This window comes from Corynebacterium sp. H127 (assembly GCF_037482665.1).
In the GTDB taxonomy this organism is placed as follows: Bacteria; Actinomycetota; Actinomycetes; order Mycobacteriales; family Mycobacteriaceae; genus Corynebacterium.
This window is the reverse complement of record NZ_JBBHKY010000001.1, coordinates 40,975-67,207: the sequence shown is the minus strand read 5'-3', so window position 1 is coordinate 67,207 and position 26,233 is coordinate 40,975. Positions and strand designations below refer to the sequence as shown.

Below are 26,233 nucleotides of genomic sequence, written 5' to 3'. Positions count from 1 at the left end.
TCGACAATTAACTAGGACCCAACCATGTCCTTCCAGCCTCGGAAGGAGCGTGATAGGACGACGAACAACACCGCCTAGTATTGCAACTAGGTAGTGCTCCTAGGCGTCAGTCCACCATTTGAATTGGCAGCAAAGATTTTGCTTTTGCCTTCTGTCGCTGCCAGACCTGCTGTCACGGATTCTTAGCGCTCTTGCACGTTTGACTTGCCTAAAACCCAACCTGTGAACCAGTAGCCAAATACCAATAAATTTCGCTACCGTCGAAGTCATGCGACATTACCAGTGGCTGAGTCTCAACGACGATAGTCAACGAGACACTTGTGACGTTGAGTTCTTAGATCTTGGCCTTAAGGCTGTCGGTACGCAGAACACGTCGAAGTACCAAGCAAATTGGAAACTAGATGCTAGCGAAAGCTGGATCACTCAATCGATACGCGTTGCAGTTCATGGTTCAAGGTGGGCTCGCAGCTTAGAACTGCAACGCGATTTCAATGGGATTTGGAGCCATTCCATTAGTGAGACGGGGGTACAGCCAAATGATCTACCAAGGCCAGGAATCGCTTCGGACGTCGATCTTTCCCAAGCCTTAGATGTGGACTTGGGGAAGTGTCCGCTTACCAACGTGATGCCTATTCGACGTTTAGGGCTACTGGAGCACAAGGTGGCGCGCACCCCACTAGTAATGGCGTGGATTGAGATGCCCTCACTACGAGTTATCTCCAGCGACCAATACTATTCCTCACTTGACCAAAATCATGTGCGCTATGAATCAGGAACTCGCCAAGTCGATGTCACTCTGAGTGTTGATGACTTTGGCGTGGTGCAGGACTATCCGAATTTGGCTCGTCGGACGCAGGAATTATAGCTACTTGAAAGAATAGAATCACCAAACAAGTTCGCCGGGCTAGTTTTAGAGGCCAACTTCGCTCTAAGGTCGGCGGTCCCAGGCCTCACGCAGCTGTTGTGCTACCGTCGGGCCACCTGAAATGACGGTCTGAATTAGCTTAACTTCATCGTCATCATCAATTTCTCCCCGATCCACGCATGCGTTCATCAGAGCAACCGTCTCCGCAGGGCAAGGTAGTAGTCCTGCCGATAGATCGACGACCGTGCCTCGGCGAAAGGATTCAATAGCACCCATCACTTTAATGGCGTGCATTTCTTGCTGATATGTCTGCGCCGTAACCATCGCTACTCGACGGAACTCTGTCAACGGTGCGGGATGCGACTGGAACATGCCTACGAGACGTTCAACCTGCGTGGACAAGAAATCTATCCGCGCTTCCAACCTAGCGAACTCGCTCAAACTCTTTTCCTCCTCAGAACAAGACAGGCAACAAGGAATCAGGAATGCCGAGAACCTGATGTTCCCCACAATCAGTGTCAACCGGCTGCCCGTTGGGGGAGAACTTACTAAATTCTGGAGTCCTTGTAAACGGTCGAATTTCCACCTCCGTATGGAAGTTTTCCGGCCTTTTCCTTCCATTTGAGGGTGGAAATTCGACAATTAACTAGGGTAGAACCATGACTATCCCAACCCCGGAGGAAGCCCAGCAGGCCAACGAGGTGCGGCGCTTGGAATATAAGCTCCGCGAGCTCAGCGTCCGTAACACTAAGTTGGCCGAGTTGCTCAAGGCGAGTCGGGATAAGCTGCAGGTCCTTTATGAAGAGATGGAAGGGCTTAAGACCCCGCCGTCGACCTATGGTGTGTTCCTCGATTTCGCGGACCAGGGCCGTGCCGCTGAGGTGTTCACCGGAAACCGCCAGATGCGCCTCATGGTCGATCCAATGATGGATAAAGCCCAGCTCGCGCCAGGCGTGAAGGTGCGTCTGGGGGATAACGCCGTGGTGGTGGAGGCCTGCGGATACACCGAAGAGGGCATCCTGGCAACGCTGAACGAGCGCATCGGCGAGGATCGCGCGCTGGTCGCGAATCAGGCCGGTGATGAACAGATCGTGCGGTTGGCCAAAGCCCCACTGAATCAAGAGCGCAAGCCGCGCTCTGGAGACACCCTGCTGGTGGACCTCAAGTGTGGCTACGCCTTCGAGGTGATCCCGAAGTCGGAGATCCACCGTCTCGCGCTGGAGGATGTCCCGGACGTGACCTACGCCGATGTGGGCGGCCTGGATGAGCAGATCGAACACATCAAGGATGCCGTGGAGCTACCCTTCGCACACCCCGAGTTGTTCAAACAGTATGAACTCAGCCCGCCTAAGGGCGTGTTGCTCTATGGTCCTCCCGGCTGTGGCAAGACGATGATCGCCAAGGCTGTCGCTCATTCGCTGGCCGAGCGCCTCGGAATCGCAGGCGGCTCCTACTTCCTGAACGTGAAGGGGCCCGAACTGCTAAACAAGTTCGTCGGTGAAACCGAACGCCAGATCCGCCTCATATTCGAACGCGCCCGGGAGCTTGCCGCCGAAGGCCGCCCGGTCATAGTCTTCTTCGACGAGATGGAATCGATCTTCCGCACACGCGGCTCAGGCGTGAGCTCGGATATGGAGACCACAGTCGTACCGCAGCTGCTCGCGGAACTCGACGGCGTGGAATCCCTCTCCAACGTCATCGTCATCGGAGCCACCAACCGCGAGGAGCTCATCGACCCGGCAATCCTACGCCCGGGCCGCCTCGACGTGAAGATCCGCGTCAGCCGCCCCAACGAGGAGGGCGCACGAGACATTTTCGCCCGCTATGTTACTGATGAGATCCCGCTGGCCGCCCCAGCTGCCACGCTTATCGACGCCGCCGTCACCCACCTCTTCCAGCCGAAACCCTTCGTGGAGCTCACCCTCCTGAACGGGGACAAAGAGGTGCTGCACTACCGCGACTTCGTCTCCGGCGCGATGATCGCCAACATCGTGGACCGCGCAAAGAAGAACGCCATCAAGGATCAGCTTGCCGGTAAAACAACAGGGGTAACGGCGCAGCACTTAGCTCAAGCCATCGACACGGAGAATAAGGAGAACGAGGATTTGCCTAATACCTCCAAACCCGATGAGTGGGCCCGAATCACGGGTCGTCACGGCGGCAAGGTCATCGCAGCGCAGATTGTAGGTTAGAACATGTTCATGGGAACGGAAACGGAATACGGTATTGCGACTCCGAGCGATCCGCTATTGAGCCCCATCATTACGTCTACGCACGTGGTGGTGGCTTATGCGGCGTCGATAAGCGCACGGCGAGCACGCTGGGACTACGAGGCGGAGCACCCGCTGCGTGACCTGCGCGGTTTTGATCTCAAGCGCTACCACACCGTGCCGGTAGTCGATCCCAACGCGGTCGGCGTGGCCAATATGGTGCTGGGCAACGGCGCGCGCTTCTACGTCGATCACGCGCACCCGGAATACTCTGCACCGGAAACGACGAATGCGTGGGATGCCTTTATTTACGATGCCGCGGGTGACCTCATTCTCCGGGACGCCGTGGCTGCGGTGGCGGAGCTCAGCGCCCAGCACACGTCCGCGCTGGATGGGCACGCGCCCTGCCCGGAGCTGAAAATCTACAAGCATAATGTCGACGGCAAAGGCGCCTCCTACGGCAGCCACGAGAACTACCTGTACTCCCGGGAGACGGACTTCGATCAGCTGGCGGCCGCGCTCATCCCGTTCTTTGTCACGCGCCAAGTAATTATTGGTGCCGGCCGCGTGGGAATCGGCGCTAGGGGAGAGCAGCCGGGTTTCCAGATCTCCCAGCGCGCGGACTACATCGAGACGGAAATCTCCCTAGAGACCACGCTCAACCGCGGGATCATCAACACTCGCGACGAGCCACACGCAGACGAGGAACGCTTCGGGCGCCTACACGTGATCATTGGCGATGCAAACATGTCGCAGACCGCAAACTTCCTGAAAATGGGAATGACGGCACTGGTAATAGCAGCCATTGAGTCCGGCGTGTCCTTTAAAGACTTAGCACTACAAGAGCCAGTGGCAGAGGTGCAAAACATTTCCCGGGACCTCACCCTGCGGCACCGGCTGAAGTTGCGAGATGGGCGCTTGCTCACTGCACTAGAGATTATGGGGGAATACCGCAAGCGAGTGACCCCTAGCACGGACGTCGATAAGCAGGTGCACGCGCTGTGGGGTGAGGTGCTCGACCTGCTGGAACGAGATCCACTCAGCACCGCTCATCTCTTGGACTGGACAGCCAAGCTCGCGCTGATGCAGGGATTTGTGCAGCGAGGCCTGGGCTGGGACGACCCGAAGCTGCAGCTCATTGACCTGCAATATTGCGACATCGACCCCGCCAAAAGCCTCTACCACGCGCTAGTGCGCAAGGGGCGGATGCATACCTTGGTCACTGAGGAGGACATTCGCAGGGCTAAAACCCTTCCGCCGCGCGACACCCGCGCTTATACCCGTGGCACCATGATGAGCAAGCATTCCGAAAGGGTGCTCGCGGCTAGCTGGGATGCCATCGTGTTGGCCACCGAATCTGGCCCCGAGCGCATCGAAATGCCCGAGGTGGATATGTACACCGCCGACGATCCGCGCAGCGTAGATTTAACAGGGTAGAAAGGACTGACATGACCAATCCACAGACCTATGGTTCCGGGCCATCTCGCGACGGCGAGGACCAGCTTGGCGTCGCCGGCCAGGCGCAGCTCAACACTCAAGGCACGGATGACCTCCTGGATGAGATCGACGGCCTCCTGGAAAGCAACGCCGAGGAATTCGTGCGTTCCTACGTCCAAAAGGGCGGGGAGTAGACTGCCGCCATGGATCCAGCAGCTGCGCTGACCAGGCGTATCAAAGGCATTGAGACTGAATACGGCATCATGGCCACCCTGCCGGGAAACGTCCCGCCGATGGGTCCGGATGAGATCGCCCGTTACATGTTCCGTCCCATCGTGGACCAGTACTCCAGCTCGAATATTTTCATTCCGAATGCCTCACGCCTGTACCTCGATGTCGGCTCGCACCCTGAGTACGCCACCGCCGAATGCGACTCTGTCACGCAGCTGCTCAACTATGACAAGGCGGGCGACCGCATTGTCGACGACCTTGCTCAGCAAGCCGAATTCGCCCTGGCAGCACAAGGCATCAAGGCCAACGTGTATCTGTTCAAGAACAACGTGGACACCCAGGGAAACTCTTATGGCTGCCACGAAAATTATCTCGTTTCCCGCAGCGCAGTGCTCAGGGTCCTGGGCAAAAAGTTGCTGCCCTTTCTGATTACCCGCCAACTGATCACCGGCGCGGGTTTGATCTACCGGCCTTACCTGGGAAGTGCCAGTTCGCATTTCGGCACCGGCTGGTGTGTTTCTCAGCGAGCCGACCACGTGTGGGAAGGCGTGTCCTCGGCGACCACCCGCAGCCGACCGATGATCAACACCCGTGATGAACCGCACGCCGACTCCAGCAAGTACCGGCGTCTCCACGTCATCGTCGGCGATTCCTCCATGGCTGAACCCACCTTCGCTCTCAAAATCGGGGCCACGGAACTAGTGCTAGAGATGATCGAGGCGGGTTGGCCGCTGCCGGACTTCGAGCTTGCCGACGAAATCGCCTCCATTCGCCAGATCACGCGCGATATCACTGGCAGCACTCCCATCGAGCTAAAGAATGGCGGGACTATCACCGCACTGTGCATGCAGCAGGAGTATCTAACTGCCGCTAGCGCGTGGCTTGCACAACGCCCCGAAACTGAGCTGGGCACCCCGCTGCCCGAACTCCAGCGGATTGTGGAGCTGTGGTCGCGCATGCTCACCGCGCTGCAGACGCAAGACTTCTCCGCAGTCGACCGAGACATTGACTGGGTGATTAAGAAGAAGCTCATTGACAGGTACGTCAACAAAGCAGGCTGGGATCTAGACCACCCGAAACTTGCGCAGATTGACCTGATGTACCACGACATTCGGCCAGGTCGCGGGATTTTCGGCGTGCTGCAAGACAAGGGATTGGTTAACCGCTGGACCACCGATGCCGCTATCGCCGCTGCGGTGGATACGGCGCCACAGACCACCCGCGCCGCACTACGCGGGGCAGTACTGCAACGTGCGAAGGAACAAGAAGCCTCCGTAACCGTGGACTGGATGCGACTGAAAACCAATGGGCCACACCCCCAGATCGTCGAGCTTAGTGACCCCTTCGCCAACGTTGACACCCGCGTAGCGGAACTTTTGGAGACACTGTGACGGAGAAAGATCCCGGCCTGGAGCGGCTGACCAACCTGACCTTCGCATTCCTGAACGCCTCTACCTTGGGCCGGCAATTCCTCACCGCAGCGTGGGTACGGCGAAACGTAGCCGGTTACCAGAACCGCAGTGATGAGGCTTTTGACAAGGCTTTTCGACGCGATCGACTAACACTAACCAAAGTCGGCGTTCCCATTGAAGCCATCGCCGACGCAGCGATCGAAAACGGTGTCCGTGTGACTGGCTACCGCCTCCAGACGGACGACTATTCACTGCCAGAAGTGACCTTCACCCCGGAAGAAGCCACTGTGCTGGGATTAGCCGGTGAACGCGGCACTGGCGGCGAGCTGGGAGTATTCGCGCGTTCCGGGTGGACCAAGCTCGCCGCGGCCGGCGCCTCCCGCGACCTAGCTGGCGGCGCAAACTTTGCCACCCTCGGGGACTTGAGCACACTGTCTGCCCAGACTTTGGACTTGATCGTGCGTTCCTGCAACAAAGGTGCCCGCTTAAGTTTTTCCTACCGCCCGCACGCGAGCGCGCCTATGGAGCAGCGCAGCATGGATCCTTGGGGCTTAGTGCCACTACGTGGCCGGATGTACCTGGTAGGACACGATGTTGGCCGCGATGCAGTGCGCAGCTTCCGCATTACCAAGATCACCGAGATTGGTGCCTCCGGCACAGCTGAGCATCCGAAGCCCACGGACGCAAACCTCCAAGACATTGTGGAGGAATCGCTGCGCCGCGGTCGCGAATTGGTCTCCGCCCGGGTGCGGGTGACACCGGGTAAGGGCACGGAATTAGCCGAGCAAGGTGATGTTTGCGGGGATGTGGTGGAACTGGTGGACGTCGATAGGCGGTGGCTGCTCCGGGCCTGCCTGGCGCACGCCCCGCACGCGGTGGTGCTGGAGCCTGCGGACGTACGGCAAGAGCTGATCTCAGCATTGGAGGCGATGTAGATGGCACGTGGAAGCGAAAGGCTCGGCGACCTCGTCCGGATGCTCAACTTGCTGCCATATTTTGAGGCGCATCCGGAACGCAGCGTCATGGAGGCTGCCCGGGACCTGGGCCGCAAGCCGGGCGACATTATGGACGACCTCAACCGCCTCTGGTGCTGCGGGCTGCCCGGGTTGATGCCCGGCGACCTAGTCGATATGGAGGCGGACTACCGCAGCGTGCGCATCGAAAACTCCCGCGGGATGAACCGCCCGCTGCGCTTAACGACGACCGAAGCCGCCGCGCTCCTCCTGGCACTGGAAAACCTCGAGAGCACGCCGGGACTAGTCAACAAGTCCGCAGTAGCAAGTGCTGCGGCCAAGCTGCGCGACATCATGGGGGAGGACGTCGGGGCAGTCTTTGATGCCACTGCGGCCGACTCGGATTCAGACACGGTGTCGCTGCTACGCGAAAGCATGGATCACCGCCGCCAGGTCCGCTTCAACTATCGCTCCGCTAGCTCGGATGACGTGGCCCAGCGCAGGGTCTCCGTGGCCCACATGTTTGTGCGAGAAGGCGCAACCTATGCCACGGCCTGGGACCATGAGCTGGGGGAGCACCGCACATTCCGTGCCGATCGTATGACAGCGCTACAGGTGCTAGACGAAGCTGCCACTGCATACGCGGAAAAGATTAGATTCAATTCCGAAGACCCTTTTGACTTCCGCAGCACCGCGCTGGTGGCCTCACTCGAAGTGGCAGCTGACTACGCCTGGATCGCAGATTATGATCCAGTGACTCTCGGCGCGCCGAGTAGGCCCGGATGGATTTCTGCCACCATGCCGGTGGGGTCGGAGGAATGGCTTGTACGCTTTGTGTTAGCCTCCGGAGGAAAGGTCAAAATCGTCTCCCCGGAGCGCCTTCGTGACGAGGTTCACCTACGCGCGAGCTTGGCGCTTAAGGCGTATGATAGCCAAACGAACGTTTAACTAAATAGCTCTCTACTTTCCCACCTAGCCTTAAGAGGAAAATATGCCAGGCCCACAAGAACTTATCATCATCGCGGTAGTACTTATCCTGCTGTTCGGTGCAAAAAAGCTTCCCGATGCTGCCCGCTCTCTGGGTCGTTCGATGCGCATTTTCAAGTCTGAAGTCAAGGAAATGCAGAATGATGGCCAGCCAGAACCACAGCAGCCTGCTATTGAGCAGCAGCCTTACCAGGTTCAGCCGGTCCAGCCACCGGTCCAGCAGCCACAGCAAATGCAGCAGCCTTATCAGCAGCCACAGGCCCCGCAGGCTCAGCCGTTGCAACAGCCAGTCCAGCAGCCTTATCAGCAACCGCAACCACCGCAGCAGGGTCAGCAGTACCCACAGCAGTAGTTACACGTGGTCCTTACGCACCGAATTCGCATTTCTAGTTCGGTGCGTTACTTGTAGATAGAGAAAAGTGGCAATGAGCACTCCAGAAACACCGGTTTCTGCCTCCAAAGCCCGAAAGGCTCGTAAAAGGAAGCGGAACAACGACGGCGCGATGACGCTGGTTGAGCATATTCAAGAGCTGCGGCGCCGACTAACCATTTCCTTGCTTGCCATTGGGGTTGGAGCCGTCATCGGCTTTATTTGGTATCAGCATTCTTTATTTGGAATCGTCCCGCTGGGCGAGCTGCTTCGCGGCCCCTATTGCGAACTCGATCCCTCTTATCGCGCCGATTTCTCCAACGATGGTTCTTGCCGACTGCTCGCGACTTCTCCTTTTGAAATGTTCAATCTGCGTCTCAAAGTCGGTGCACTCGCTGGTTTAATTCTGTCTTCGCCGATTTGGTTGACTCAAATTTGGGGCTTTGTGACCCCAGGCCTGATGAAGCAGGAGAAGCGCTGGACATTCATCTTTGTCAGCATCGCTTTCTTCCTCTTCAATTTCGGCGCTGTACTCGCGTACTTGATCATGAATTACGGTCTCGAGTTCCTTCTCGGCATCGGTAGCGAGACACAGATCACCGCGCTGAGCGGCGAACGATACTACAGCTTCTTCCTTTCGTTGCTGCTGGTTTTTGGAGTTAGCTTTGAGGTTCCGCTCTTAATCGCAATGCTCAACATTGTCGGAATTCTCGAGTATGAATCGATCAAAGATAAGCGCCGAGTTTTTACCTTGTTGCTGTTTATTTTTGCGGCATTCATGACCCCCGGTGGCGACCCCATGTCGATGACCGCACTCGGTTGCTGTTTGGTATTGCTCGTTGAACTAGCGATTCAATTTTGCCGCTACAACGACAAGCGCCGCGGAAGGCAACGCCCCGATTGGCTCGACCAAGATGACGATAATGCCTCGAAACTGGATCTCACTCCAGGCGGCGTGGATGGACCATCCGCAGTGACTGCATCGTCGTCGATAAGCGGTAGCGGCGACGTCGGCGCCAGCGGAGATGTTGCCGCCTCCGGCCCAATCCAGCCCACCCCGGGCACCTACATCCGCGGAAACCAGAACCTTGGTGACCTCTCGGACCGCCCTACAACGGCTTTCGACGACGTGCTCTAACCTGGTACGTATGACGCACCTCGCAGAATTCACCGCCTCGCTGAAATTTCCCCTCGATGATTTCCAAATCGAGGGGTGCCAGGCAGTGGAGGAGGGCCACGGCGTGCTGGTCTGCGCACCAACCGGCGCGGGTAAGACCATCGTCGGTGAATTCGCGGTCTCTCTAGCGCTGAGCCGCGGCACCAAGTGTTTTTACACCACGCCGATTAAGGCGCTGAGCAACCAGAAGTTCCACGACCTCCGTGAGGTCCATGGCGAAGATGCGGTAGGCCTGCTCACAGGTGATGTTTCTATCAACGGCAACGCCGAAATCGTCGTCATGACCACCGAAGTCCTGCGCAACATGATCTACGCTGGCTCCACCGCGCTGGATCGTCTCAGCCACGTGGTCATGGACGAGATCCACTTCCTGGCCGATCAATCCCGCGGCGCTGTCTGGGAAGAGGTCATCCTCAACCTGCACGAATCTGTCTCCATCATCGGTTTGTCCGCAACGGTGTCGAACTCGGAGGAATTCGGCGACTGGCTCAGCACCGTCCGTGGCGATACGCGCGTGATCGTCACCGAGAAGCGCCCGGTCCCGCTCGATCAGTACATGTTGGCCGGTCGCAAGCTGTTTCCGCTTTTCGACGGCGGTCCAGACGGCCGCGTCAACCGCGAGCTCGAGGACTATATCCGTCGCCTGGAATCGGGCCAAGCTGCCGACAAGAATTCCGCCTACAACAAATCCGCTGGCTTCCGCTCCCGCTCCAAGTCGGGGGAGCGCTTCTCGCAGGAGCGGCGCCCAGCTCGGACGGGTGAGCGCTTTCGTCCGCTGGGTCGACCTGAGGTGTTGCAAATTCTGCGTAATCAGAAGATGCTGCCGGCCATCACATTCATCTTCTCCCGCGCAGGTTGCGATGGTGCCCTCTACCAGTGCATGCGCTCCCAGCTGGTGCTCACCTCCGAGGAGGAAGCACAGCTCATCGCAGAAATCGTGGAGAAGGGTGTGGAAGGGATCCCGGAAGAGGACCTGAAGGTCCTAGACTTCCGACGCTGGAAGCAAGCGCTCATGCGCGGTTTCGCTGCGCACCACGCGGGCATGCTGCCAGCCTTCCGACACATCGTGGAGGAACTGTTCGTGCGGGGCTTGGTGCGCGCCGTTTTCGCCACCGAAACTCTCGCAATGGGCATCAACATGCCGGCCCGTTCGGTTGTGTTGGAGAAGCTGGTCAAGTACAACGGTGAAGCCCACGTTGACCTCACTCCCGGGCAATACACGCAGCTCACTGGACGTGCGGGTCGCCGTGGTATTGACGTGCTCGGAAACGCTGTAGTGCAGTGGGCACCCGCGATGGACCCACGCGCCGTCGCCGGTTTGGCCTCTACCCGCACTTATCCGCTGAATTCTACTTTCGCGCCCGGCTACAACATGAGCGTGAACCTACTCAAGACGATCGGCTATGAGCCCGCTCATCGGCTGTTGGAGAAGTCCTTCGCCCAGTACCAGGCCGATGGCTCCGTGGTCGACGAGGTCCGCGAACTGGAGAAGGCCGAGGCGAAAGTCGCCGATCTGCGCTCCGAGCTGGCCGCCGCGCTCGCTGCTTCCAACCCGCCCGCGCTTTCCGACGACCCTATCGCCGAATTCCTGGACTACATGGCCATCCGGCGGGATCTGAAGGACGCGGAGCGCAACGCCAAGCGACACGGCCTGGAAGAGCGTTATCAGGAAACCGTGACGGTGCTATCCAAACTGCAGAACGGCCAGGTCATCGCGATGCCGGGCAAGAAGCATCCGCTACTCGCGGTGGTGATCTCCGCTGCTAACAACGCCAAGGACCCGAAGCCGTGGATCACGATGGAGACCGGCTGGTCCGGGCGTGTCGACGCCGCCAGCTTCGGCATACCGCCGCTAGTGATCGGGCAGATGAAGCTTTCCAAGGATGTCACGGTCCATCCGCGCCGCAACACTCGCTACGTAATGGATCAGTTCCGCAAGAACAACTATCCACGCCCAAAGAAGATGCGCCTCCAGCCACGTTCGCGTGGCAACGATGAATCCGCATCTTTGCGACAGCAGCTGCGCGAGCACCCCGTTCACAACTGGGCGGATCTGGAGCAATTAGCAAGGATCGGAGAGCGGCTCACCCGCCGCAGTCGCGACCTTTCCCGACTTGAAAGCAAGGTATCGGCAGCCACCGATACACTTGGCCGCACCTTTGACCGCATCCTCTCGCTGCTTTCCGAAATGAGCTATGTGGAGTTCTCGGCCGAAGGCATCCCGGCTATCACCGACGAAGGCGAACGCCTGGCACTCATTCACGGAGAAGCAGACCTGCTCGTCGCCCAGTGCCTGCGCCGCGGCATTTGGAATGACCTCGACCCTGCCGAACTCGCCGGTGTGGTGTCCCTGTGTGTCTTTGAAAACCGCAAGGAGACACAGGGCGAGGCCGAGGCCGCCACCGATGCAATGGCCGATGCTATGAACGCCACCTACAGCATCTGGACCGAGCTGGAGGCCGACGAGCGTCGCCACCGATTGCCGATTACGAAGATGCCAGAGGCCGGCTTTGCTTTGGCGATTCATCAGTGGGCATCAGGTGCCCCGCTCGACTATTGCATGCAAGCAGCTGCGGCCTCTGGTGCCGAGCTCACCCCGGGCGACTTCGTCCGCTGGTGCCGCCAGGTCATCGACGCCCTCGAACAGGTCAAGAAGACCGGCTACACCGACGAGATCTGTGCCAACGCCCGCAAGGCCGTCGACGCGATCCGTAGGGGAGTCGTGGCTATCGGTTCATAGCTGCTTTCAGCGCCGGCAAATGCGGCCCTAGCAAGTTCACTCCCGCCACTCCGATCGGGATCCCCAAGGGCATCGCGACCATGGACTGCAATCCGATTAGCTTTCCCTCACTGATCACGGCACCGCCGGAATCTCCTTTACGAGCCCACTGCAAACCGAGGGGCAACAGGAGAGCGCCATGCCGCGCCCGAGTCCGCAGGTCCTTTGAGAGTATCCATGGCAGCTCACACATCACCGCGCTTCTTACTAGGCGGGGAACGAGTTGCTCAGCAGTAAGCGTCCCCTGGCCGCTGAAGCCACAGCTAATCACTTGTGCGCCAAGCCGGGTTTGTGGGGCAATCGGAAGTAGCGTGGTGTGCACCGCTCGCTGCAGTCGTCCCACGGCGATGTCCGTCCCGGGCAGCACCTGCCACTCTGCGACGCTCGTGTGCACGATCGGCGAGGACACCCGGATGCCATGTGTAGCCTCGCCCGCGTCGCGCAGAAAATGCGCTGCCGTGAGCACATGCGTTCCAAGGTCTGCGAGTGACTGAGCTGCGGAGGCGCCAAAGTAGGTGCGGAGGGAGGCGTCGATAAGCGCGGGGCTACTGAGCACGCCACTGGCACAACTGTGGCGCGCGGTGAGGCGGACGGCGCTGCGCATCAGGGACTCCTAGACTGGGGCAGTGACCAAGTTTCCTGATTCAGTTTATGTCCAGCGCATCGAAGCGGCACGCGCACAAGCTGCGGCCCACGGAATCGCAGGGTTAGTGTTCGGGCCGTCCGCGGAATTGGCCTACCTGACCGGCAGCTGGGAAAGCACCCACGAGCGGTTTTCCGGGCTGGTGATCCCAACTTCGGGTTCGCCGACGTACATCGCGCCGGCTGTCGATGCAGGAAACCTCGACGTCCCAGTTCCCGTGCAGGGCTGGGAGGACGGGCAGAACCCCTATGCGCTGGTGCGAGCGGTGCTCGGGTCTACGGATGGTTTTGGGGTGGGATCCGCCCTCGAGGCGACGCACCTGCTGGCCTTGCAAACCGCGCTGGATGCGCCCGCATGCCTGGCGACGCCAATCCTCAAAGAGCTCTTCATGCGCAAGTCTCCTGAGGAGGTCGCGCAACTGCGGGAGGCGGCCGCCGCGATTGATGCCGTGCACGCACAGGTTTCCTCGCTCCTGATACCAGGAAAAACAGAGACTGCCATCGCAGCGGAGCTACACGAACTGATCTTGGCCTCCGGGCACACCGCAGTGGACTTCGTGATCGTCGGCTCGGGGCCCAATGGTGGCAACCCGCACCACTCCCATTCCTCACGAAAGCTAAAGCCAGACGACATCGTCGTGGTGGACATCGGGGGAACCTGGGGAGTGGGCTATCACTCGGATTGCACCCGCACGTACTTTCTCAACGAACCCCCGGCCTGGTACCGGGTGTTGGAAGAGGCCCAGCGTGCAGCGGTCGCGGCAGTGCGGCCAGGAGTCACTGCCGCGTATATCGACGCCATCGCGCGCTCCCACATCGCGGACGCTGGTTATGGGGACAGCTTCATTCACCGTACCGGACACGGCATCGGGCTTTCGCTGCATGAGGATCCCTTCATCATGCAGGGCAATGACCTAGTGCTCGAACCCGGAATGGCGTTTTCCGTGGAACCGGGAATGTACTTCGCTGATTGCGGTGCCCGAATCGAGGACATTGTGGTGGTCACCGAGGACGGTTGCGAGGTATTGAATCGGTGTTAGGTGGTCGTGCGGAATTTCCCACTCCTTAAGGTCGCTGGAGGTCGGCGCATTCAGTGTGAGTTTTTCCACCTTTGCACCCAACCCACCCCCTTGCTAGATTAGTGACATGTCACCTATTAATGCACTTTTCGTAGGCCACGGCTCCCCAATGAACGCGATTGAGGAAAATTCCTTCACCGACGGCTGGGTAGGCCTCGGCCGAGAGATTTACAACACCAAGAAGCCCCGCGCCATCATCGCCGTGTCCGCACACTGGTACACCCGCGGCACCGCCGTAACCGCGATGCAGGATCCCCGTACGATCCACGACTTTTACGGCTTCCCCCAGAAACTCTTTGACGTCCAGTATCCAGCCCCGGGCGATCCAGAGATCGCTGCTTTAGTGCAAGACATCGCTAAACCGACCTTGGTGCAGCAGGACTATGACTGGGGGATTGATCACGGCACGTGGTCCGTCCTCACTCACATGTTCCCGCAGGCAGACATCCCTGTGCTCCAGGTGAGTGTTGACGGCACCAAGGCGCTGAACCATCACATGGAACTCGGCGCTAAGCTGGCAAAACTCGCGCAGGAGAAGAATTTGCTTCTGGTCGGTTCGGGCAATGTGGTTCACAACCTGGGCGCCATGAATTGGAATGCAGGCAACACCGGCTTTGACTGGGCCGAGCGCTTTGACAAGGACACGATGGACCTTATGCTCGATGATCCCTCCGCGCTGGCAAAACTCGCTAACCATCAGGACTTCGCCAAGTCTGTGCCGACCCCGGATCACTTCCTGCCGCTGGCCTACATCGCCGGCGCAGCCGCGGAGATCGAGGGTGAGATGAAGGCGTTCAATGAAATGCGCACGATGGGCTCCCTATCAATGACGGGGTATACCCTTAGCGCATGACAGTTTTGATCCTCGGCGCTACCAGTGACATCGGTGGCGAAATCGCGCGTCGGCTCTGCGCTGGTCGCACCGTCGTCTTGTGTGCTCGCCGTGTCGACGCCGTACCTGAACTACCCGAAGCCGCAGCCGTTCACGTCCTACCGTTTGAAGCCACCGACTTAGCCTCGCACCGCGATATCGTCGAGCAGGCCACTGCGTTCGGCCCGATCAGCCACGCTGTTGTGTGCTTCGGCATCCTGGGCTCCCAAGAGCAGGCAATACGCGATGAGGCACACGCCGCTGAAATTGCCACCATTGACTACACCGCGCAGGTCAGCATCCTCACCGTGCTTGCCGACGTCATGCGCAAGCAACCTCAACGCAGCATCATCTACGCTTTTTCCTCCATCGCCGGCTGGCGCGCCCGCAAAGCCAACTATGTGTATGGCTCCACCAAAGCCGGGCTGGATGCTTTCTGTCAGGGGCTCATGGACGAGCTCCACGGATCGAGTGTTTCCTTGGTACTCGCTCGCCCCGGATTCGTGATCGGGTCCATGACCACCGGAATGAAACCAGCCCCGATGTCAGTGGTGCCAAGTGAGGTTGCTGATGCCGTCGTTAAGCAGCGGCGATCGGGGACCGTGTGGGTACCTGGGCGGCTACGCGTGCTCGCGTGGGTGATGAAGCTCGTGCCGCGCCCACTGTGGCGACGAATGCCACGCTAGAGTCTTAAGTTATGACCAGCCCGGCAGCCATTTCCCACGACGAGCCCGCACGCCCGACGCTATCGGCCGTGGACCCCGACTTCTCCGTGCGGATTCCGTACACAGGTGTCACCGTGGTGGGGATAAACCCGGGCGGATTTGATGATCTCTCCGGGAGTGCGCAGCGGGCGATTCAAGAAGCCGGATTGATTATTGGTTCGGCCCGTCAACTGGATCTCCTTCCGGTCGGACTATCGGCACAGCTCAAGACGTGGCCGTCCCCCCTGGTGCCCGCTATCCCAGTGTTGCTGGCTAGCTGGCGCTTCCAGAATATCGTGGTGCTGGGTTCGGGAGACCCGATGTTTCACGGCATCGGCACCACGTTGGCGCGCGAATTCGAGGGGAGCTTTCGGGTGCTTCCTGCGCCATCTTCCGTTGCGCTGGCCTGCGCGGAGCTGAAGTGGGCTGTGAATGACACCGAGGTGGTGTCGCTGGTGACGTCGGAACCGGCAGCTATCATTCCGGCGCTCGATAAAGGCAAAGCATTCCTAGTGCTCGGTCGGGATCGGCGTACGCCGACGGACGTTGCGGACGTGCTAGTGGCGCAAGGACAAGGCGACGCCACCGTCACTGTGCTCAGCGACCTTGGCTCAGTCGAGGCGAAAATAGTGACCACCTCGGCTGCTGAGGTTAGTGCCCCGGAAAGCTCGTTAAACATCATAGCGATCACCCCGACTAGCTCACGCTCGCTTGTCCCTGGTTTAGCAGACGACGCTTTTGATAGCGACGGCCAGCTGACCAAGCAGCACATTCGCGCGTTGACAGTTTCGGCCCTAGCTCCGCAGCCGGGTCAGCTGCTGTGGGACGTTGGCGGGGGATCGGGGTCCGTCGCTATCGAGTTCCTGCGCTCTACACCCGGCACCTCCGCGATCTGCTTCGAACAATCCGACCTGCGGCGCGCCCGGATACGGCACAACGCCGAGCAACTCGGAGTACCGCACTTGCTAGTAAAGGGCGCCTTTCCTACGTCGGCCCCGACCCCAGATGTGATTTTCATTGGCGGGGGACTGACTGCGCCGGGAGTATTCGAAGGCTGCTGGAGCGCGCTCACTGAAGGCGGCGTGCTGGTGGCAAATGCCGTGACCTTAGAATCAGCGTCCTTGCTCTACGATCTGCACGCGCACTACGGCGGCACGCTGACCCAATTTACCGTGGCAGCATCTCATGAGGTGGGTTCCTTCCGGGCGATGAAGTCGGCGCTACCAGTGACGCAGTGGAAGATAACCAAGCAGCTATAGTTACTTCCATGACGGTTTACTTCATTGGCGCCGGTCCGGGCGCGGCAGATCTGCTGACCTTAAGGGCCGACAGGCTGATTCGGACCTGCCCAGTGTGCTTGTACGCGGGCAGTATCGTGCCGCCCGAGGTATTGGCAAACGCTCCGGAAGACGCCGAGCTGATCAACACCGCACGCATGCCTCTGGATGAGATCACCGCCGTCATTGAACGCGCTCACGCGGAAGGCAAGCATGTCGCGCGCCTGCAGTCGGGCGACCCAGCTGTGTATTCGGCATTGGCGGAGCAGGCTCGTCGGCTGACAGCTCTTGGTATCGACTATGAGATCGTTCCCGGCGTGCCATCCTTCGCCGCAGCCGCCGCGGTACTCGGACACGAGCTTACTGTGCCCACCGTCGGGCAGAGCGTCATCCTTACCCGGGTAAGTGGCCGCGCCTCCGCGATGCCGCAAGGGGAGGACCTGGCGACGCTAGGGGCTTCCAAAGCAACCCTGTGTATCCATCTTGCGGCGCATGACATTGACCGCGTAGTCGCCGAGTTGCTTCCCAACTATGGCGCTGAGTGCCCGGTGGCTGTGGTGGCCTTCGCCTCCCGCCCCGAGGAGCAGATCGTGCGCGGCACTTTGAGCACCATCGCGACGCAGGTCAAGGACGCTGGCATCTCGCGTACTGCGATGATCGTCGTCGGCCGAGTGCTCGGCGCTTCAGGTTTTCCAGATTCCTTCCTCTATTCCGACGATCGCCCCCGCGACGAGCACGGCAGGACCATCCCATGCGTGCATTAATCCTCGGCGGCACCGGCGAGGCCCGCGAGCTCGCCCGCCTCATGATGGGGCAGGGCTGGTGGGTCACTTCCTCGCTAGCTGGTCGCGTTTCTAACCCGCATCTTCCCGTTGGGGAAGTCCGCATCGGCGGTTTCGGTGGCCCCGCTGGCATGGCGCGTTGGATCTTCGAAAACGGCATCGAGGTCATCATCGACGCCACCCACCCCTTCGCCGAGCGCATATCGACGTCCGCAGCCGAAGCCTCCCGAGCCACTGGCGTTCCGCTAATCTGCCTGCACCGTAAGGCGTGGGAACCAGGGCCACGAGATCATTGGATCGCAGTGGAATCGATGTCGGAGGCAGCCTCCTTAGCGGCGCAGGACTACCACCACATTTTCCTCACCGTGGGACGCCAACAGCTAGCGCCCTTTGCGACTGACAAGCACAACCTGTATGTGATCCGGTGCGTCGAGAAGCCTGCCGCACCACTGCCAGCCCGGCACCGTCTGATCCTTTCGCGAGGCCCCTTTGACCTGGCGGGCGAGAAGGAACTGATGATGGGAAACCAGATCGACTGCGTGGTCACCAAAAACTCCGGTGGTGAGATGACCGCTGCGAAATTGGAGGCGGCGCGTGCTTTAGGCATCCCGGTGATTATGGTGCAGCGGCCACCATTGCCGGCTGGTTCCCGCGCTTACCTGGTACATACCCCGCTTGAGGCGCTGCATGCGCTGCGGGAAGTGTAGCGCCTAGTAATCGTTCTTCCTTTCGCCTGTTTTTGCGTCCAACCGGGTTGTTAGCCTCGGGCTGGCAGGTGAAATTTCGCATGCTTCTTGACTCTCCAGTAGCTGGATGGCTCATCCTGAAGTTAGCCGGTATTCGCCGGTAACGGAGTTTCCACATTCAAAGCATGGAAAGGAAATTATGTTCTCCATCGGAGAGTTTTCATATAGCACGGGCCTGGCAATCAAGACGCTGCGTTACTACGACGAAATCGGACTTCTTCCCCCTCAGCAAGTGGATTCACACAACGGCTACCGCAGCTACAGCGCTGCGCAAATGAAGGATGTCGGGCTCCTTCGTCTCTTGCGTGCCGCTGGTATGAGTATCTATCAAATGAAACAGTGTCTAGCTGACAAGGAATCGTTTGGCTTTGTCATGGAACAACGCCGCCAAGAGCTGGATTTTCAACGGTCATTGGAAGACTGGGCTCTAGAAACAGCAATACAGTGGCACGAGGAAATTGATCCAGCGATCATCCAAACTCGGATGTGCAAAGCTCAGCCATGGATTGGGGTTGAAAGCACCATCGACCTCAATGATCTTAAGGACTCTCAGGATTTCGATCTTCTTGATGAGGTCGGTGAGTTGCTAGATGAACAGTTTGAAGTGCTCACTGATGAGTTGCAAGCTTGCGGGGTGATTGCAAGACAGCCATTCGATACCTGGATGACACTTGCAAGTGACAAAAGCAAAACAAGCAAGCTGAGCATACAGTTTTGTGCAGCACTCACGCAGCCAATTCCAGAGGTGCCTCACATTGAAGGAATCAAGGTTTTACGGGGTGAACTTCCTACCCGGGAGGAGGCCTTCATTTTGGTGACCACACCGCTGAGCGAAATGTCGGAGGATGCACTTGCCAATGACTTTTCCATGCGCCTCCCTGGAGGGCCAATGCCAGTGCGGGAAGCCCTAGCTCTCGCGGTTTATGCCGAGTCACGAGGAACTTCACTCGGAATCCATCGCCAGCGAACGCGGGTCGAGGGAGATAACGCTATAACAGAAGTTTCAATCACTCTTCCATAACGATTAACTACTCCAGCGGCATGATTTTCACCCAATGCTGGAACAGCCTAGGTTGAGTGACAGCGCGTTGAGAACGCGCAGGCAAGCGGCGGTGTCGGCGGGGTCGATGCCGTCGAAAAGCTGCGTGAGGATGCTATCGCCACGGTCGTTGTTGACGCGCAGATATTCGCGGGCGTGGTCGGTGAGCGCGACGGACCGCGCGCGTTTGTCAGACGACCTCCGCCATCGAATCCACTTTGCCTTCGGAAGCGATGATCACGAGGCACAGCCACTGTTTGAGGGTGAGCTCGGGGAGCGCCTGGTCGAGCGTGGTTTGTATGCGCTTGGCCAAAAGTAGGATGCCACTGAAAGTGAGTGCTTGTTCTCGCACGATGCCCCCATTTATGTAACTCGTTACATTTTGGCACCGGATCTAAATTCCCAGGAGGGTGAGATATGAAACCAGAGCCACGATACGGTCGAAGACACAGTTTCTACGTGCTTTAATGGATGTAACCGTTCAGCCCGCCTCATTCCTAATGGAATGGGAGTGGGCTGGATCTTTTTCTACGTACGAGGATGACGCCTTGCTGGAACTCAAATCTGGCACCTCCGTGGCCGAGCAAATTGAACTCTTGCGACATCGCGGTATGAATCTCGATCCTGACGAGGCAACCAATGGTTGTCGCACGTTTCTTACTACCGTCTGTCGGCATACTGGCACATGCGAAAACTAAGCGACGAGCGCTTTCAGACAGGAACGCACTTTGCAGATGCGATTTCACTGTACGAGGCTGACCGCAAGCTGAGAACCCTGGTACATGATGCAATAGAACGGGTAGAGGTCTGTCTTCGAACTCAGCTTTCTAACCAAATCAGTGTTCCCGGAGGATTGGCCTACCTAGATGCGAAGAACTTTCGAGCTTCGTTTGACCACGAGAATTGGTTGCGCGTCATCAATGGGCGCGTGAAAAGGGCCCGAAGACAAAACACAGCCATTAAGCACTACGAGTCGCAATATGGTGGCCGATTCCCACTGTGGGTACTTGCGGAGGTGCTTGACTCTTCCGATATCTCAAAGCTTTTCGACGGACTCCACTTCGCTGACCAACGAGAGATCGCCGAAAATCTGGGCTTCATCATTGACGTCGATGGATTGACAAAGAGCCAACGGAAAAAGATCACTACTCGTCATCCGCTAGCGGCCTGGCTCGAGCAATTAACGGTTGTGCGAAACACTGCGGCTCATCATGCGAGGATGTGGAACAAATCCTTTGTTCCTGCTCCAACCACCGCATTCAGCAGAATTTCGGGACTAGATCAACTTCCGGAGGGGCAAAGTGAAAAGACATTTGGAGCGCTTTTGATGCTTGCCTTCATCCTCGAATCAGTGTCACCGCATAGCTCTTGGAAACTCAAGGTAAAACGCCTGCTTCAGGAAGGTTTTGAAAAGCACCCGTTTTACTTTTCGGGAAGTATGGGATTACCCGAGATCTGGGACGAGTCACCAATCTGGTGCAGTTAACCTCGGACTGGCAGAGTGCTTGCCAGTCCGAGGTTCGACGACCTTATGAGTACCGTCGCGAGGTAAACACCCGCGTGCCATCCACGCCGTCGTAAACCTGAGTCGTCGAAGCGCCAATAATCACCATGGTGCGCATATCGACGATCTCTGGATCGAAATCGCGCAGAGTGGTCACAACGACGTTTTCCACATCTGAGCCGACTGCCCGAGCTACGATCACCGGGGTCTCTGGAGCCTGATACTCCATCACAATGTCTCGGAGCAGCGCCACTTGTTCCCGGCGCGTCTTCGACGCCGGGTTGTACACCGCGAATGCCATGTCTGCACCAGCGAGCGCACGAATGCGCTTCTCGATGACAGGCCACGGCTTCAATCGATCCGAGAGCGAAATCATGCCGAAGTCGTGCCCCAGTGGCGCTCCGACTCTGGAAGCGACAGCCTGCGCTGCCGTCATACCGGGGACGATGCGAACCGGGATATCGCGCCACAGGTCATCATCCGCAGTCTCGAGCACAGCTGCGGCCATCGCGAACACTCCTGGGTCACCCGAAGATACGACAGCCACGCGGGCGCCACGCTTCGCCATATCCAGCGCCATCGCGGCGCGCTCGGCCTCGACTTTGTTGTCGGACAAGTGTCGGTTCTGCCCCTTACGTTCGGGGACGCGGCTTACATAGGTGGAATAGCCAACGATGTCGGTGGCCTGCGCCAGTTCGGCAGCAACTTCCGGGGTGGTCCAGCGATCAGCGCCTGGGCCAAGTCCCACGACGACAACCTCGCCTTTGTGCTCTGGGGTTGACGTCACGACACGCGAAGGCACCACAACGCACGCAAAATAGGGAACCTCAGTGGCTTCGAGGACAGGAACTACTTTTTGTTCGGACATCGTCGCACGGATCACCACATACGCGCGATCAGCCAGGCCAGTAGCAATGAGAGCAGAACGTACCTTGTCGAAGGTACGGCCGAGTTTCATGATGACGGCGGTATCGGTCGTCGATAAGCGGCGGATCAACTCTTGCTCCGGCAGGGTGCCGGGCAGGACGGTGAGGACCTCCTCGTCCTCCGCCAGTGGCATGCCGAGCACGTCCGCGGCCGCGGTGATGGACGGGATGCCCGGGATGATCTCGGCCTCATCCGCGTGCTCCAGCAGCGCTCGGTGGAGGTGTTGGTAAGACGAGTACAGCATCGGATCGCCGAGGGAGAGCACGGCTACGGTCTTGCCGGCCGACAGGTGCGCGGCGAGGCGGAAAGTGGCCTCTGAGTAGAAGTCAGCCAGCGCACCGGCGTAGCCACCCGGGTGATTGGTACTGCCCGTGGTGACGGGGTATTCCAGCAGCTCCTGGTGCTGACCGTCGCGGAAGTATTCCCGCGCGATCTTCGCCGCAGTGGAGGATTTGCCCGGCGCGGCATGATAGGCGATGACGTCGGCCTCCTGGATGGCTTTGACTGCCTTGACGGTCAGCAGCTCGGGATCACCGGGGCCGACGCCGATGCCGTACAACTTGCTCATGGCAGGATCTCCTGATGGGTAGCCAGCGCATTGAGGGCGGCGCAGGTGATGGCGGAGCCACCGCGTCGACCGTGGACGGTGAGGAATTCGATGCCCAGGTCGTGCGCGACATTGGAGAGATCGGCCTTCGATTCAGCAGCGCCGACGAAGCCGACGGGGATTCCGAGAACAGCGGCAGGGCGAGGTCTGGTTTCGTCTTCAGCTAGCCATGTCATGAGGTGCACCAACGCGGTTGGCGCATTACCGATGGCCACCACGGCACCCTCTAAGACTGGCTCCCACAACTCAACGGCTGCGGCGGAACGGGTGGTGCTCAGTTGCTCGGCAAGAGCTGGCACGCGCTCATCCTTCAAGAAGCACAGTACTTCGTTGTCCGCGGGAAGTCGTCGGCGGGTGATTCCCGACGCCACCATGTTCACATCGGTGATGATCGGCTTGCCGTTCTCTAGGGCGGTGCGAGCTGCAGGAACGAGCCCGGCAGAGAACTCGATGTCCTCCGCCAGATCTGTTTGACCAGCTGCATGGATCATCCGGACCGCGACTTGAGCTTGCAGGTCATCGAAAGCGGAGAGGTCGGATTCCTCACGGATCATGGCAAAGGACTGGCGGTAAATTTCATTACCGTCGGTGATGTAGCTGTGCATGCTTCCTAGACTAGTCAGTCGTGCTGCGGAATTTCTCACCCCTTGCGGTCATTTCCGCCTGGCGCATTCAGAGTGAGAAATTCGGCCAGAGCGCTCAGCAGCTGCCAGCGACCTCATATTCACCTTCGCCGAGCGCCAAGTAGTCTGTGTAGTCCACTCGCGGATGTCCGCAGCGGCGCTCACAACCCGAAAAGTGCGTGCGTTCGGACACACCCTGCGACATCAACTGCAGCGCGTCCCTGCGCACATCGGATCGGGACTTCGTACACCCCGGCAGGCCAGTGCAAGCAGTGACGAGCAGCCGAGGGGAGTGCGCATCAAAAATCAGCCCCATTGGGGCAAGCACCTTTGCCACCGCCTCAGCTTCGCCTTCATCTAAGTCGTGAACGAGGACGCTGTGCCATGGGGTGACCTGCACTCGCTTCTCGACGGCGCACAGCAGCTCAGCCACCTTGCGCGGCAACACCCCGAGAGGCAAGCCTGCACCCAGGGACACTGTGCCGTCTTCACGGTCGAACCAGCCAATGTGGGTGGGTTCTTGGACCTCTACATCCACGGTGCCTAGCTCACAGAACTCGGGCTTTTCTGCCACCCGCCAAGCTTCGCCGCGCTCGCGCTGCCATCGCAATGCGTGTGCTGCGATCTCGGCGGCAGGATTTTCACACACCTGCGTGGTGGCCTTACCACCGAGGATGAGGTGAGCTGCGCCGTCCCGGTAAATTATGCCGAAGTCGGGTTGCTGAGCCAGGATGGCTCCGTTGCCGGCGTCAATTCCGAACAGGGTGCGACCGGACAAACCGGAGAGTTCTGCTTCCGCAAGCAGCGCGGCATCCAATTCGGTGACCAGCTCCTCCAAGTTGGCCAGGGGAGTGGCGATAATGTTGCGGATTTTGTCGTGGGGGATGCTGGGCACGAACTCTGCGGACAGGACGGACGTCGAGAAGCCGTCGGTGTCAGAGATCCCGCGGACCTGGACGTTGCCGCGGGTGGTGAGGTGAATGTCGCCATCGCCGAAGTCCGCTGCAAGCTGAGCAAACTGCGCGAACTGGGTAGCAGACATCACACCACCGGGGAAGCGAACGCGACCAATTGCGCCATCGGCGGCGTGGTGAAAGCTGAGCGCGCCGGGACAGCCGTCGACACGCGAGCGGTCGCCCAAACCGAGGTCACAGGCTACTTTCTCGGTGGAGGCATGAAGAGGGAAAGTCATGCCCACTATTTTAGGCCTTCGAGCTAGGGCTACTTTTACGGCCATTCAGCCAACTACCTAGCCAAGTAGAGCGCACGAACACGTGGTAAGTGAGCAAAAGCAGAGCCGAGGTTACGACGAAGTTCAGGCTAGCTTTCACCATGATCGGCCAAGCCAGATGCGCGATAAGGACTTCAAAAAGCGTCAACAGGACAAGATGCATCAGGTACATCCAGTAGGACGCATCGGCAAGGTAGCGTACCCACGGTCGGTACACGTTCAGGTAACGCACCGACAGTCCCAACAGCGCGTAGCAGCATGACCATCCGGCCAATGCTTGCAGGGTTGACCACACTGGTTGAGGTGCATCGATGCCGATAGAAATGGCACCAGTGGTAACCAATGTCAGAGCGGTAGCTACCACAGCAAAAGCACTGTGGAACCATGCGTGATTGCCAATCCGTCGGAGTGCGGAATCATCGGAGGAGAGAACCCAACCCACCCCAAACGCGCCCAAATAGGCAACCAGCGCAACCGGGTCAGGCATCAAAGTGGTAGGTGCGATAAGGCCGGAAGCCTCTTGCTGGATATTCGTCGTAATCGCATAAGGAATTGCCGCCAGCAACACACCCAGTGGGGAACTTAGGCACCGCATGAGGAAATTTCGCACAGTGGCGAAAGGTTCTGGCATCAGTTTGGTAGCTGCCCAGCGCAGCAAAAGGGCGAGCACGATGCATTGAGCAAGCACCCAGAGGAACCACAAGTGTCCCAGGTCGAATGCGCCAAGAACTCCGCCGTGCCCAGCAACATCGGGACGCACCAACTCTTTGCCGACACGGCTCGCGTGCCAAGCTGCCAACAAACCGAGTGGCAAGACGGCAAACGGCCAGAACACAAAGAGTGGAAGCACGATGCGGATCAGTCGATCCCGCAGGTAAGACCGAGTACCTCGCCTTGAGCGGACTAGTCGACCGAAATATCCGGCAAGTACCAGAAAGAGTGTCATGCGGAAGAAGTGGATCGCAGAAATCACCACCAAGGGCCATTCCGCGCGCTGAGAGTCATCGACAAGCCAGGGGATCTGAGCGGTGTAGGGCATGAGACCATGCAAAACGATGCCAAGCAACAATGCTGCAGCACGGACTGCGTCCAAACCGTGAATACGGGTCTTAGTTGACTCAGTCGTCGACATCGGTGATTCCAAATGCTGCCAAGACTGCCTTGGTGGTGTTCACTGCACTGTCATAGGTGTGCTGTCCAAGAATGATGTCGGTGGGAAGCGATTCGAGCAGGGACCACAGCGTTTCCGCTGCTTCCTTCGGATTCTTGGCTCCACTGTCGCCTAAGAGCTGTTCAAAGAGCTGCACAACGGTTGCTCTACCTTCACCTAGCTTGGCAGCTGTGGGTTGATGTCCGAACGCCCGCGACACAAACATCATGTGTACCTTTTGGAAGGTCAAGTTCGTTTCATCCGCAAAGAGGATTTCTTTAACCATCGCCCACAGCATTGACTTTGGTTGTGGATTCTCGAGTTGCTCAATCGCGCAGCGAATCTTCTCGCCGCGCTGCTGCTGGACAAATTCCAAGACAAAGTCGAGCATGGCTTCCCGGTCGGTGAAGTAGTGCTGCACGGCGCCCATTGAGAGCCCTGCTTGCTTTGCGACGGCCCGAAGGGTCGCCCCTTCTAACCCCTTTTCTCCAGCAATGTCAACGATGGCTTTTGCCAGCGTACGGCGTCTTTCCTCATGGTCAACCAGTTTCGGCATTAGTTGCTTCCTTCCTCTCCCCATCTATTATCATGCAATTGCACGACAAAGGGAAGGACAACTTTCCGAACTGC

General features: G+C 58.8%; 26 protein-coding genes. 18 read left to right on the top strand and 8 right to left on the bottom strand.

The genetic code is table 11. The features are described from left to right. Positions 1-268 precede the first annotated feature (268 nt). The gene (locus tag WG936_RS00305) at positions 269-865 is read left to right on the top strand and encodes a putative glycolipid-binding domain-containing protein (protein ID WP_339571794.1); all 597 of its coding nucleotides are present in this window, start codon (positions 269-271) and stop codon (positions 863-865) included. 63 nt (positions 866-928) lie between these two features. On the opposite strand, the gene WG936_RS00300 is transcribed toward WG936_RS00305, so the two are convergent. Continuing rightward, positions 929-1,306 (bottom strand): hypothetical protein, encoded by a 378-nt coding sequence (locus tag WG936_RS00300; protein WP_339571793.1) that lies wholly within the window; start codon positions 1,304-1,306, stop codon positions 929-931. A gap of 218 nt (positions 1,307-1,524) precedes the next feature. Here WG936_RS00300 and arc point away from each other — a divergent pair, with 218 nt between their 5' ends. From arc to WG936_RS00255, 9 genes are all read left to right on the top strand, one after another. Continuing rightward, positions 1,525-3,057, top strand: a complete 1,533-nt coding sequence (gene arc, locus WG936_RS00295; RefSeq protein ID WP_339571792.1) for a proteasome ATPase — start codon at positions 1,525-1,527, stop codon at positions 3,055-3,057. Between the two features lie 3 nt (positions 3,058-3,060). After that, positions 3,061-4,512 (top strand): depupylase/deamidase Dop, encoded by a 1,452-nt coding sequence (gene dop, locus WG936_RS00290; protein WP_445227755.1) that lies wholly within the window; start codon positions 3,061-3,063, stop codon positions 4,510-4,512. A gap of 11 nt (positions 4,513-4,523) precedes the next feature. Further along, positions 4,524-4,706 carry a ubiquitin-like protein Pup gene (locus tag WG936_RS00285; RefSeq protein WP_339563583.1) on the top strand — a complete coding sequence of 61 codons (183 nt, stop codon included), beginning with the start codon at positions 4,524-4,526 and terminating at the stop codon, positions 4,704-4,706. A 9-nt stretch (positions 4,707-4,715) separates the two neighbouring features. Further along, positions 4,716-6,134 carry a Pup--protein ligase gene (gene pafA, locus WG936_RS00280; protein ID WP_339571791.1) on the top strand — a complete coding sequence of 473 codons (1,419 nt, stop codon included), beginning with the start codon at positions 4,716-4,718 and terminating at the stop codon, positions 6,132-6,134. Beyond that, positions 6,131-7,090: a helix-turn-helix transcriptional regulator gene (locus tag WG936_RS00275; protein WP_339571790.1), complete on the top strand. Its 960-nt coding sequence runs from the start codon at positions 6,131-6,133 to the stop codon at positions 7,088-7,090. Before pafA ends, WG936_RS00275 begins: the two co-directional genes overlap by 4 nt. Beyond that, positions 7,091-8,056, top strand: coding sequence for a helix-turn-helix transcriptional regulator (locus WG936_RS00270; RefSeq protein WP_339571789.1), 966 nt, complete (start codon positions 7,091-7,093; stop codon positions 8,054-8,056). A 43-nt stretch (positions 8,057-8,099) separates the two neighbouring features. Next, positions 8,100-8,447 carry a Sec-independent protein translocase subunit TatA gene (gene tatA, locus WG936_RS00265; RefSeq protein ID WP_339571788.1) on the top strand — a complete coding sequence of 116 codons (348 nt, stop codon included), beginning with the start codon at positions 8,100-8,102 and terminating at the stop codon, positions 8,445-8,447. A gap of 73 nt (positions 8,448-8,520) precedes the next feature. Next, positions 8,521-9,603, top strand: coding sequence for a twin-arginine translocase subunit TatC (gene tatC / locus WG936_RS00260; RefSeq protein WP_445227914.1), 1,083 nt, complete (start codon positions 8,521-8,523; stop codon positions 9,601-9,603). A 10-nt stretch (positions 9,604-9,613) separates the two neighbouring features. Beyond that, positions 9,614-12,382, top strand: coding sequence for a DEAD/DEAH box helicase (locus WG936_RS00255; protein ID WP_339571787.1), 2,769 nt, complete (start codon positions 9,614-9,616; stop codon positions 12,380-12,382). On the opposite strand, the gene WG936_RS00250 is transcribed toward WG936_RS00255, so the two are convergent. After that, a complete protein-coding gene (locus WG936_RS00250; protein WP_339571786.1) occupies positions 12,369-13,025 on the bottom strand; it encodes a trypsin-like peptidase domain-containing protein in 657 nt (218 codons plus the stop codon). The two genes, WG936_RS00255 and WG936_RS00250, sit on opposite strands and share 14 nt — an antisense overlap. A gap of 22 nt (positions 13,026-13,047) precedes the next feature. Here WG936_RS00250 and WG936_RS00245 point away from each other — a divergent pair, with 22 nt between their 5' ends. The 7 genes from WG936_RS00245 to WG936_RS00215 all read left to right on the top strand — a co-directional run bounded on the left by WG936_RS00245 (position 13,048) and on the right by WG936_RS00215 (position 19,543). Further along, positions 13,048-14,103: a M24 family metallopeptidase gene (locus WG936_RS00245; protein ID WP_339571785.1), complete on the top strand. Its 1,056-nt coding sequence runs from the start codon at positions 13,048-13,050 to the stop codon at positions 14,101-14,103. 106 nt (positions 14,104-14,209) lie between these two features. Then, positions 14,210-14,995 carry a 4,5-DOPA dioxygenase extradiol gene (gene ygiD / locus WG936_RS00240; RefSeq protein WP_339563590.1) on the top strand — a complete coding sequence of 262 codons (786 nt, stop codon included), beginning with the start codon at positions 14,210-14,212 and terminating at the stop codon, positions 14,993-14,995. Next, positions 14,992-15,699 (top strand): SDR family oxidoreductase, encoded by a 708-nt coding sequence (locus WG936_RS00235; RefSeq protein ID WP_339571784.1) that lies wholly within the window; start codon positions 14,992-14,994, stop codon positions 15,697-15,699. The genes ygiD and WG936_RS00235 overlap by 4 nt, the downstream gene beginning before the upstream one ends. 11 nt (positions 15,700-15,710) lie before the next feature. Next, complete coding sequence (cbiE, locus tag WG936_RS00230; protein WP_339571783.1) at positions 15,711-16,976, top strand: precorrin-6y C5,15-methyltransferase (decarboxylating) subunit CbiE; 1,266 nt, start codon at positions 15,711-15,713, stop codon at positions 16,974-16,976. Between the two features lie 8 nt (positions 16,977-16,984). After that, positions 16,985-17,758, top strand: a complete 774-nt coding sequence (gene cobM / locus WG936_RS00225; protein ID WP_339571782.1) for a precorrin-4 C(11)-methyltransferase — start codon at positions 16,985-16,987, stop codon at positions 17,756-17,758. Next, a complete protein-coding gene (locus WG936_RS00220) occupies positions 17,746-18,483 on the top strand; it encodes a cobalt-precorrin-6A reductase (protein ID WP_339563594.1) in 738 nt (245 codons plus the stop codon). Before cobM ends, WG936_RS00220 begins: the two co-directional genes overlap by 13 nt. 106 nt (positions 18,484-18,589) lie before the next feature. After that, the gene (locus WG936_RS00215; protein WP_339571781.1) at positions 18,590-19,543 is read left to right on the top strand and encodes a MerR family transcriptional regulator; all 954 of its coding nucleotides are present in this window, start codon (positions 18,590-18,592) and stop codon (positions 19,541-19,543) included. A 208-nt stretch (positions 19,544-19,751) separates the two neighbouring features. On the opposite strand, the gene WG936_RS00210 is transcribed toward WG936_RS00215, so the two are convergent. Then, positions 19,752-19,913: a hypothetical protein gene (locus tag WG936_RS00210; protein WP_339571780.1), complete on the bottom strand. Its 162-nt coding sequence runs from the start codon at positions 19,911-19,913 to the stop codon at positions 19,752-19,754. A 333-nt stretch (positions 19,914-20,246) separates the two neighbouring features. On the opposite strand from WG936_RS00210, the gene WG936_RS00205 reads away from it, so the two are divergent. Further along, positions 20,247-21,047 carry an Abi family protein gene (locus tag WG936_RS00205; protein WP_339571779.1) on the top strand — a complete coding sequence of 267 codons (801 nt, stop codon included), beginning with the start codon at positions 20,247-20,249 and terminating at the stop codon, positions 21,045-21,047. 43 nt (positions 21,048-21,090) lie between these two features. On the opposite strand, the gene cobJ is transcribed toward WG936_RS00205, so the two are convergent. The 5 genes from cobJ to WG936_RS00180 all read right to left on the bottom strand — a co-directional run bounded on the left by cobJ (position 21,091) and on the right by WG936_RS00180 (position 26,159). After that, on the bottom strand, positions 21,091-22,560 hold the full coding sequence (gene cobJ / locus WG936_RS00200; protein WP_339571778.1) for a precorrin-3B C(17)-methyltransferase: 1,470 nt from the start codon (positions 22,558-22,560) through the stop codon (positions 21,091-21,093). Beyond that, positions 22,557-23,204 carry a precorrin-8X methylmutase gene (locus tag WG936_RS00195; RefSeq protein ID WP_339571777.1) on the bottom strand — a complete coding sequence of 216 codons (648 nt, stop codon included), beginning with the start codon at positions 23,202-23,204 and terminating at the stop codon, positions 22,557-22,559. Before WG936_RS00195 ends, cobJ begins: the two co-directional genes overlap by 4 nt. 94 nt (positions 23,205-23,298) lie before the next feature. Continuing rightward, positions 23,299-24,414, bottom strand: coding sequence for a precorrin-3B synthase (locus WG936_RS00190; protein WP_339571776.1), 1,116 nt, complete (start codon positions 24,412-24,414; stop codon positions 23,299-23,301). Between the two features lie 10 nt (positions 24,415-24,424). Then, complete coding sequence (locus tag WG936_RS00185) at positions 24,425-25,585, bottom strand: acyltransferase family protein (RefSeq protein WP_339571775.1); 1,161 nt, start codon at positions 25,583-25,585, stop codon at positions 24,425-24,427. After that, a complete protein-coding gene (locus tag WG936_RS00180; protein WP_339571774.1) occupies positions 25,572-26,159 on the bottom strand; it encodes a TetR/AcrR family transcriptional regulator in 588 nt (195 codons plus the stop codon). The genes WG936_RS00185 and WG936_RS00180 overlap by 14 nt, the downstream gene beginning before the upstream one ends. Positions 26,160-26,233 lie beyond the last annotated feature (74 nt).

Excerpts from the sequence above, each read along its gene's own strand:
- WG936_RS00285 (WP_339563583.1), top strand. The coding sequence starts at position 4,524 with ATGACCAATCCACAGACCTATGGTTCCGGGCCATCTCGCGACGGCGAG.
- WG936_RS00270 (WP_339571789.1), top strand. The coding sequence starts at position 7,091 with ATGGCACGTGGAAGCGAAAGGCTCGGCGACCTCGTCCGGATGCTCAAC.
- ygiD (WP_339563590.1), top strand. The coding sequence starts at position 14,210 with ATGTCACCTATTAATGCACTTTTCGTAGGCCACGGCTCCCCAATGAAC.
- arc (WP_339571792.1), top strand. The coding sequence starts at position 1,525 with ATGACTATCCCAACCCCGGAGGAAGCCCAGCAGGCCAACGAGGTGCGG.
- WG936_RS00305 (WP_339571794.1), top strand. The coding sequence starts at position 269 with ATGCGACATTACCAGTGGCTGAGTCTCAACGACGATAGTCAACGAGAC.
- WG936_RS00180 (WP_339571774.1), bottom strand. The coding sequence starts at position 26,159 with ATGCCGAAACTGGTTGACCATGAGGAAAGACGCCGTACGCTGGCAAAA.
- WG936_RS00220 (WP_339563594.1), top strand. The coding sequence starts at position 17,746 with ATGCGTGCATTAATCCTCGGCGGCACCGGCGAGGCCCGCGAGCTCGCC.
- WG936_RS00250 (WP_339571786.1), bottom strand. The coding sequence starts at position 13,025 with ATGCGCAGCGCCGTCCGCCTCACCGCGCGCCACAGTTGTGCCAGTGGC.
- tatA (WP_339571788.1), top strand. The coding sequence starts at position 8,100 with ATGCCAGGCCCACAAGAACTTATCATCATCGCGGTAGTACTTATCCTG.
- WG936_RS00235 (WP_339571784.1), top strand. The coding sequence starts at position 14,992 with ATGACAGTTTTGATCCTCGGCGCTACCAGTGACATCGGTGGCGAAATC.
- cobM (WP_339571782.1), top strand. The coding sequence starts at position 16,985 with ATGACGGTTTACTTCATTGGCGCCGGTCCGGGCGCGGCAGATCTGCTG.
- cobJ (WP_339571778.1), bottom strand. The coding sequence starts at position 22,560 with ATGAGCAAGTTGTACGGCATCGGCGTCGGCCCCGGTGATCCCGAGCTG.
- WG936_RS00215 (WP_339571781.1), top strand. The coding sequence starts at position 18,590 with ATGGCTCATCCTGAAGTTAGCCGGTATTCGCCGGTAACGGAGTTTCCA.
- WG936_RS00190 (WP_339571776.1), bottom strand. The coding sequence starts at position 24,414 with ATGACTTTCCCTCTTCATGCCTCCACCGAGAAAGTAGCCTGTGACCTC.
- WG936_RS00185 (WP_339571775.1), bottom strand. The coding sequence starts at position 25,585 with ATGTCGACGACTGAGTCAACTAAGACCCGTATTCACGGTTTGGACGCA.
- tatC (WP_445227914.1), top strand. The coding sequence starts at position 8,521 with ATGAGCACTCCAGAAACACCGGTTTCTGCCTCCAAAGCCCGAAAGGCT.
- WG936_RS00255 (WP_339571787.1), top strand. The coding sequence starts at position 9,614 with ATGACGCACCTCGCAGAATTCACCGCCTCGCTGAAATTTCCCCTCGAT.
- WG936_RS00195 (WP_339571777.1), bottom strand. The coding sequence starts at position 23,204 with ATGCACAGCTACATCACCGACGGTAATGAAATTTACCGCCAGTCCTTT.
- WG936_RS00205 (WP_339571779.1), top strand. The coding sequence starts at position 20,247 with ATGCGAAAACTAAGCGACGAGCGCTTTCAGACAGGAACGCACTTTGCA.
- cbiE (WP_339571783.1), top strand. The coding sequence starts at position 15,711 with ATGACCAGCCCGGCAGCCATTTCCCACGACGAGCCCGCACGCCCGACG.
- dop (WP_445227755.1), top strand. The coding sequence starts at position 3,061 with ATGTTCATGGGAACGGAAACGGAATACGGTATTGCGACTCCGAGCGAT.
- pafA (WP_339571791.1), top strand. The coding sequence starts at position 4,716 with ATGGATCCAGCAGCTGCGCTGACCAGGCGTATCAAAGGCATTGAGACT.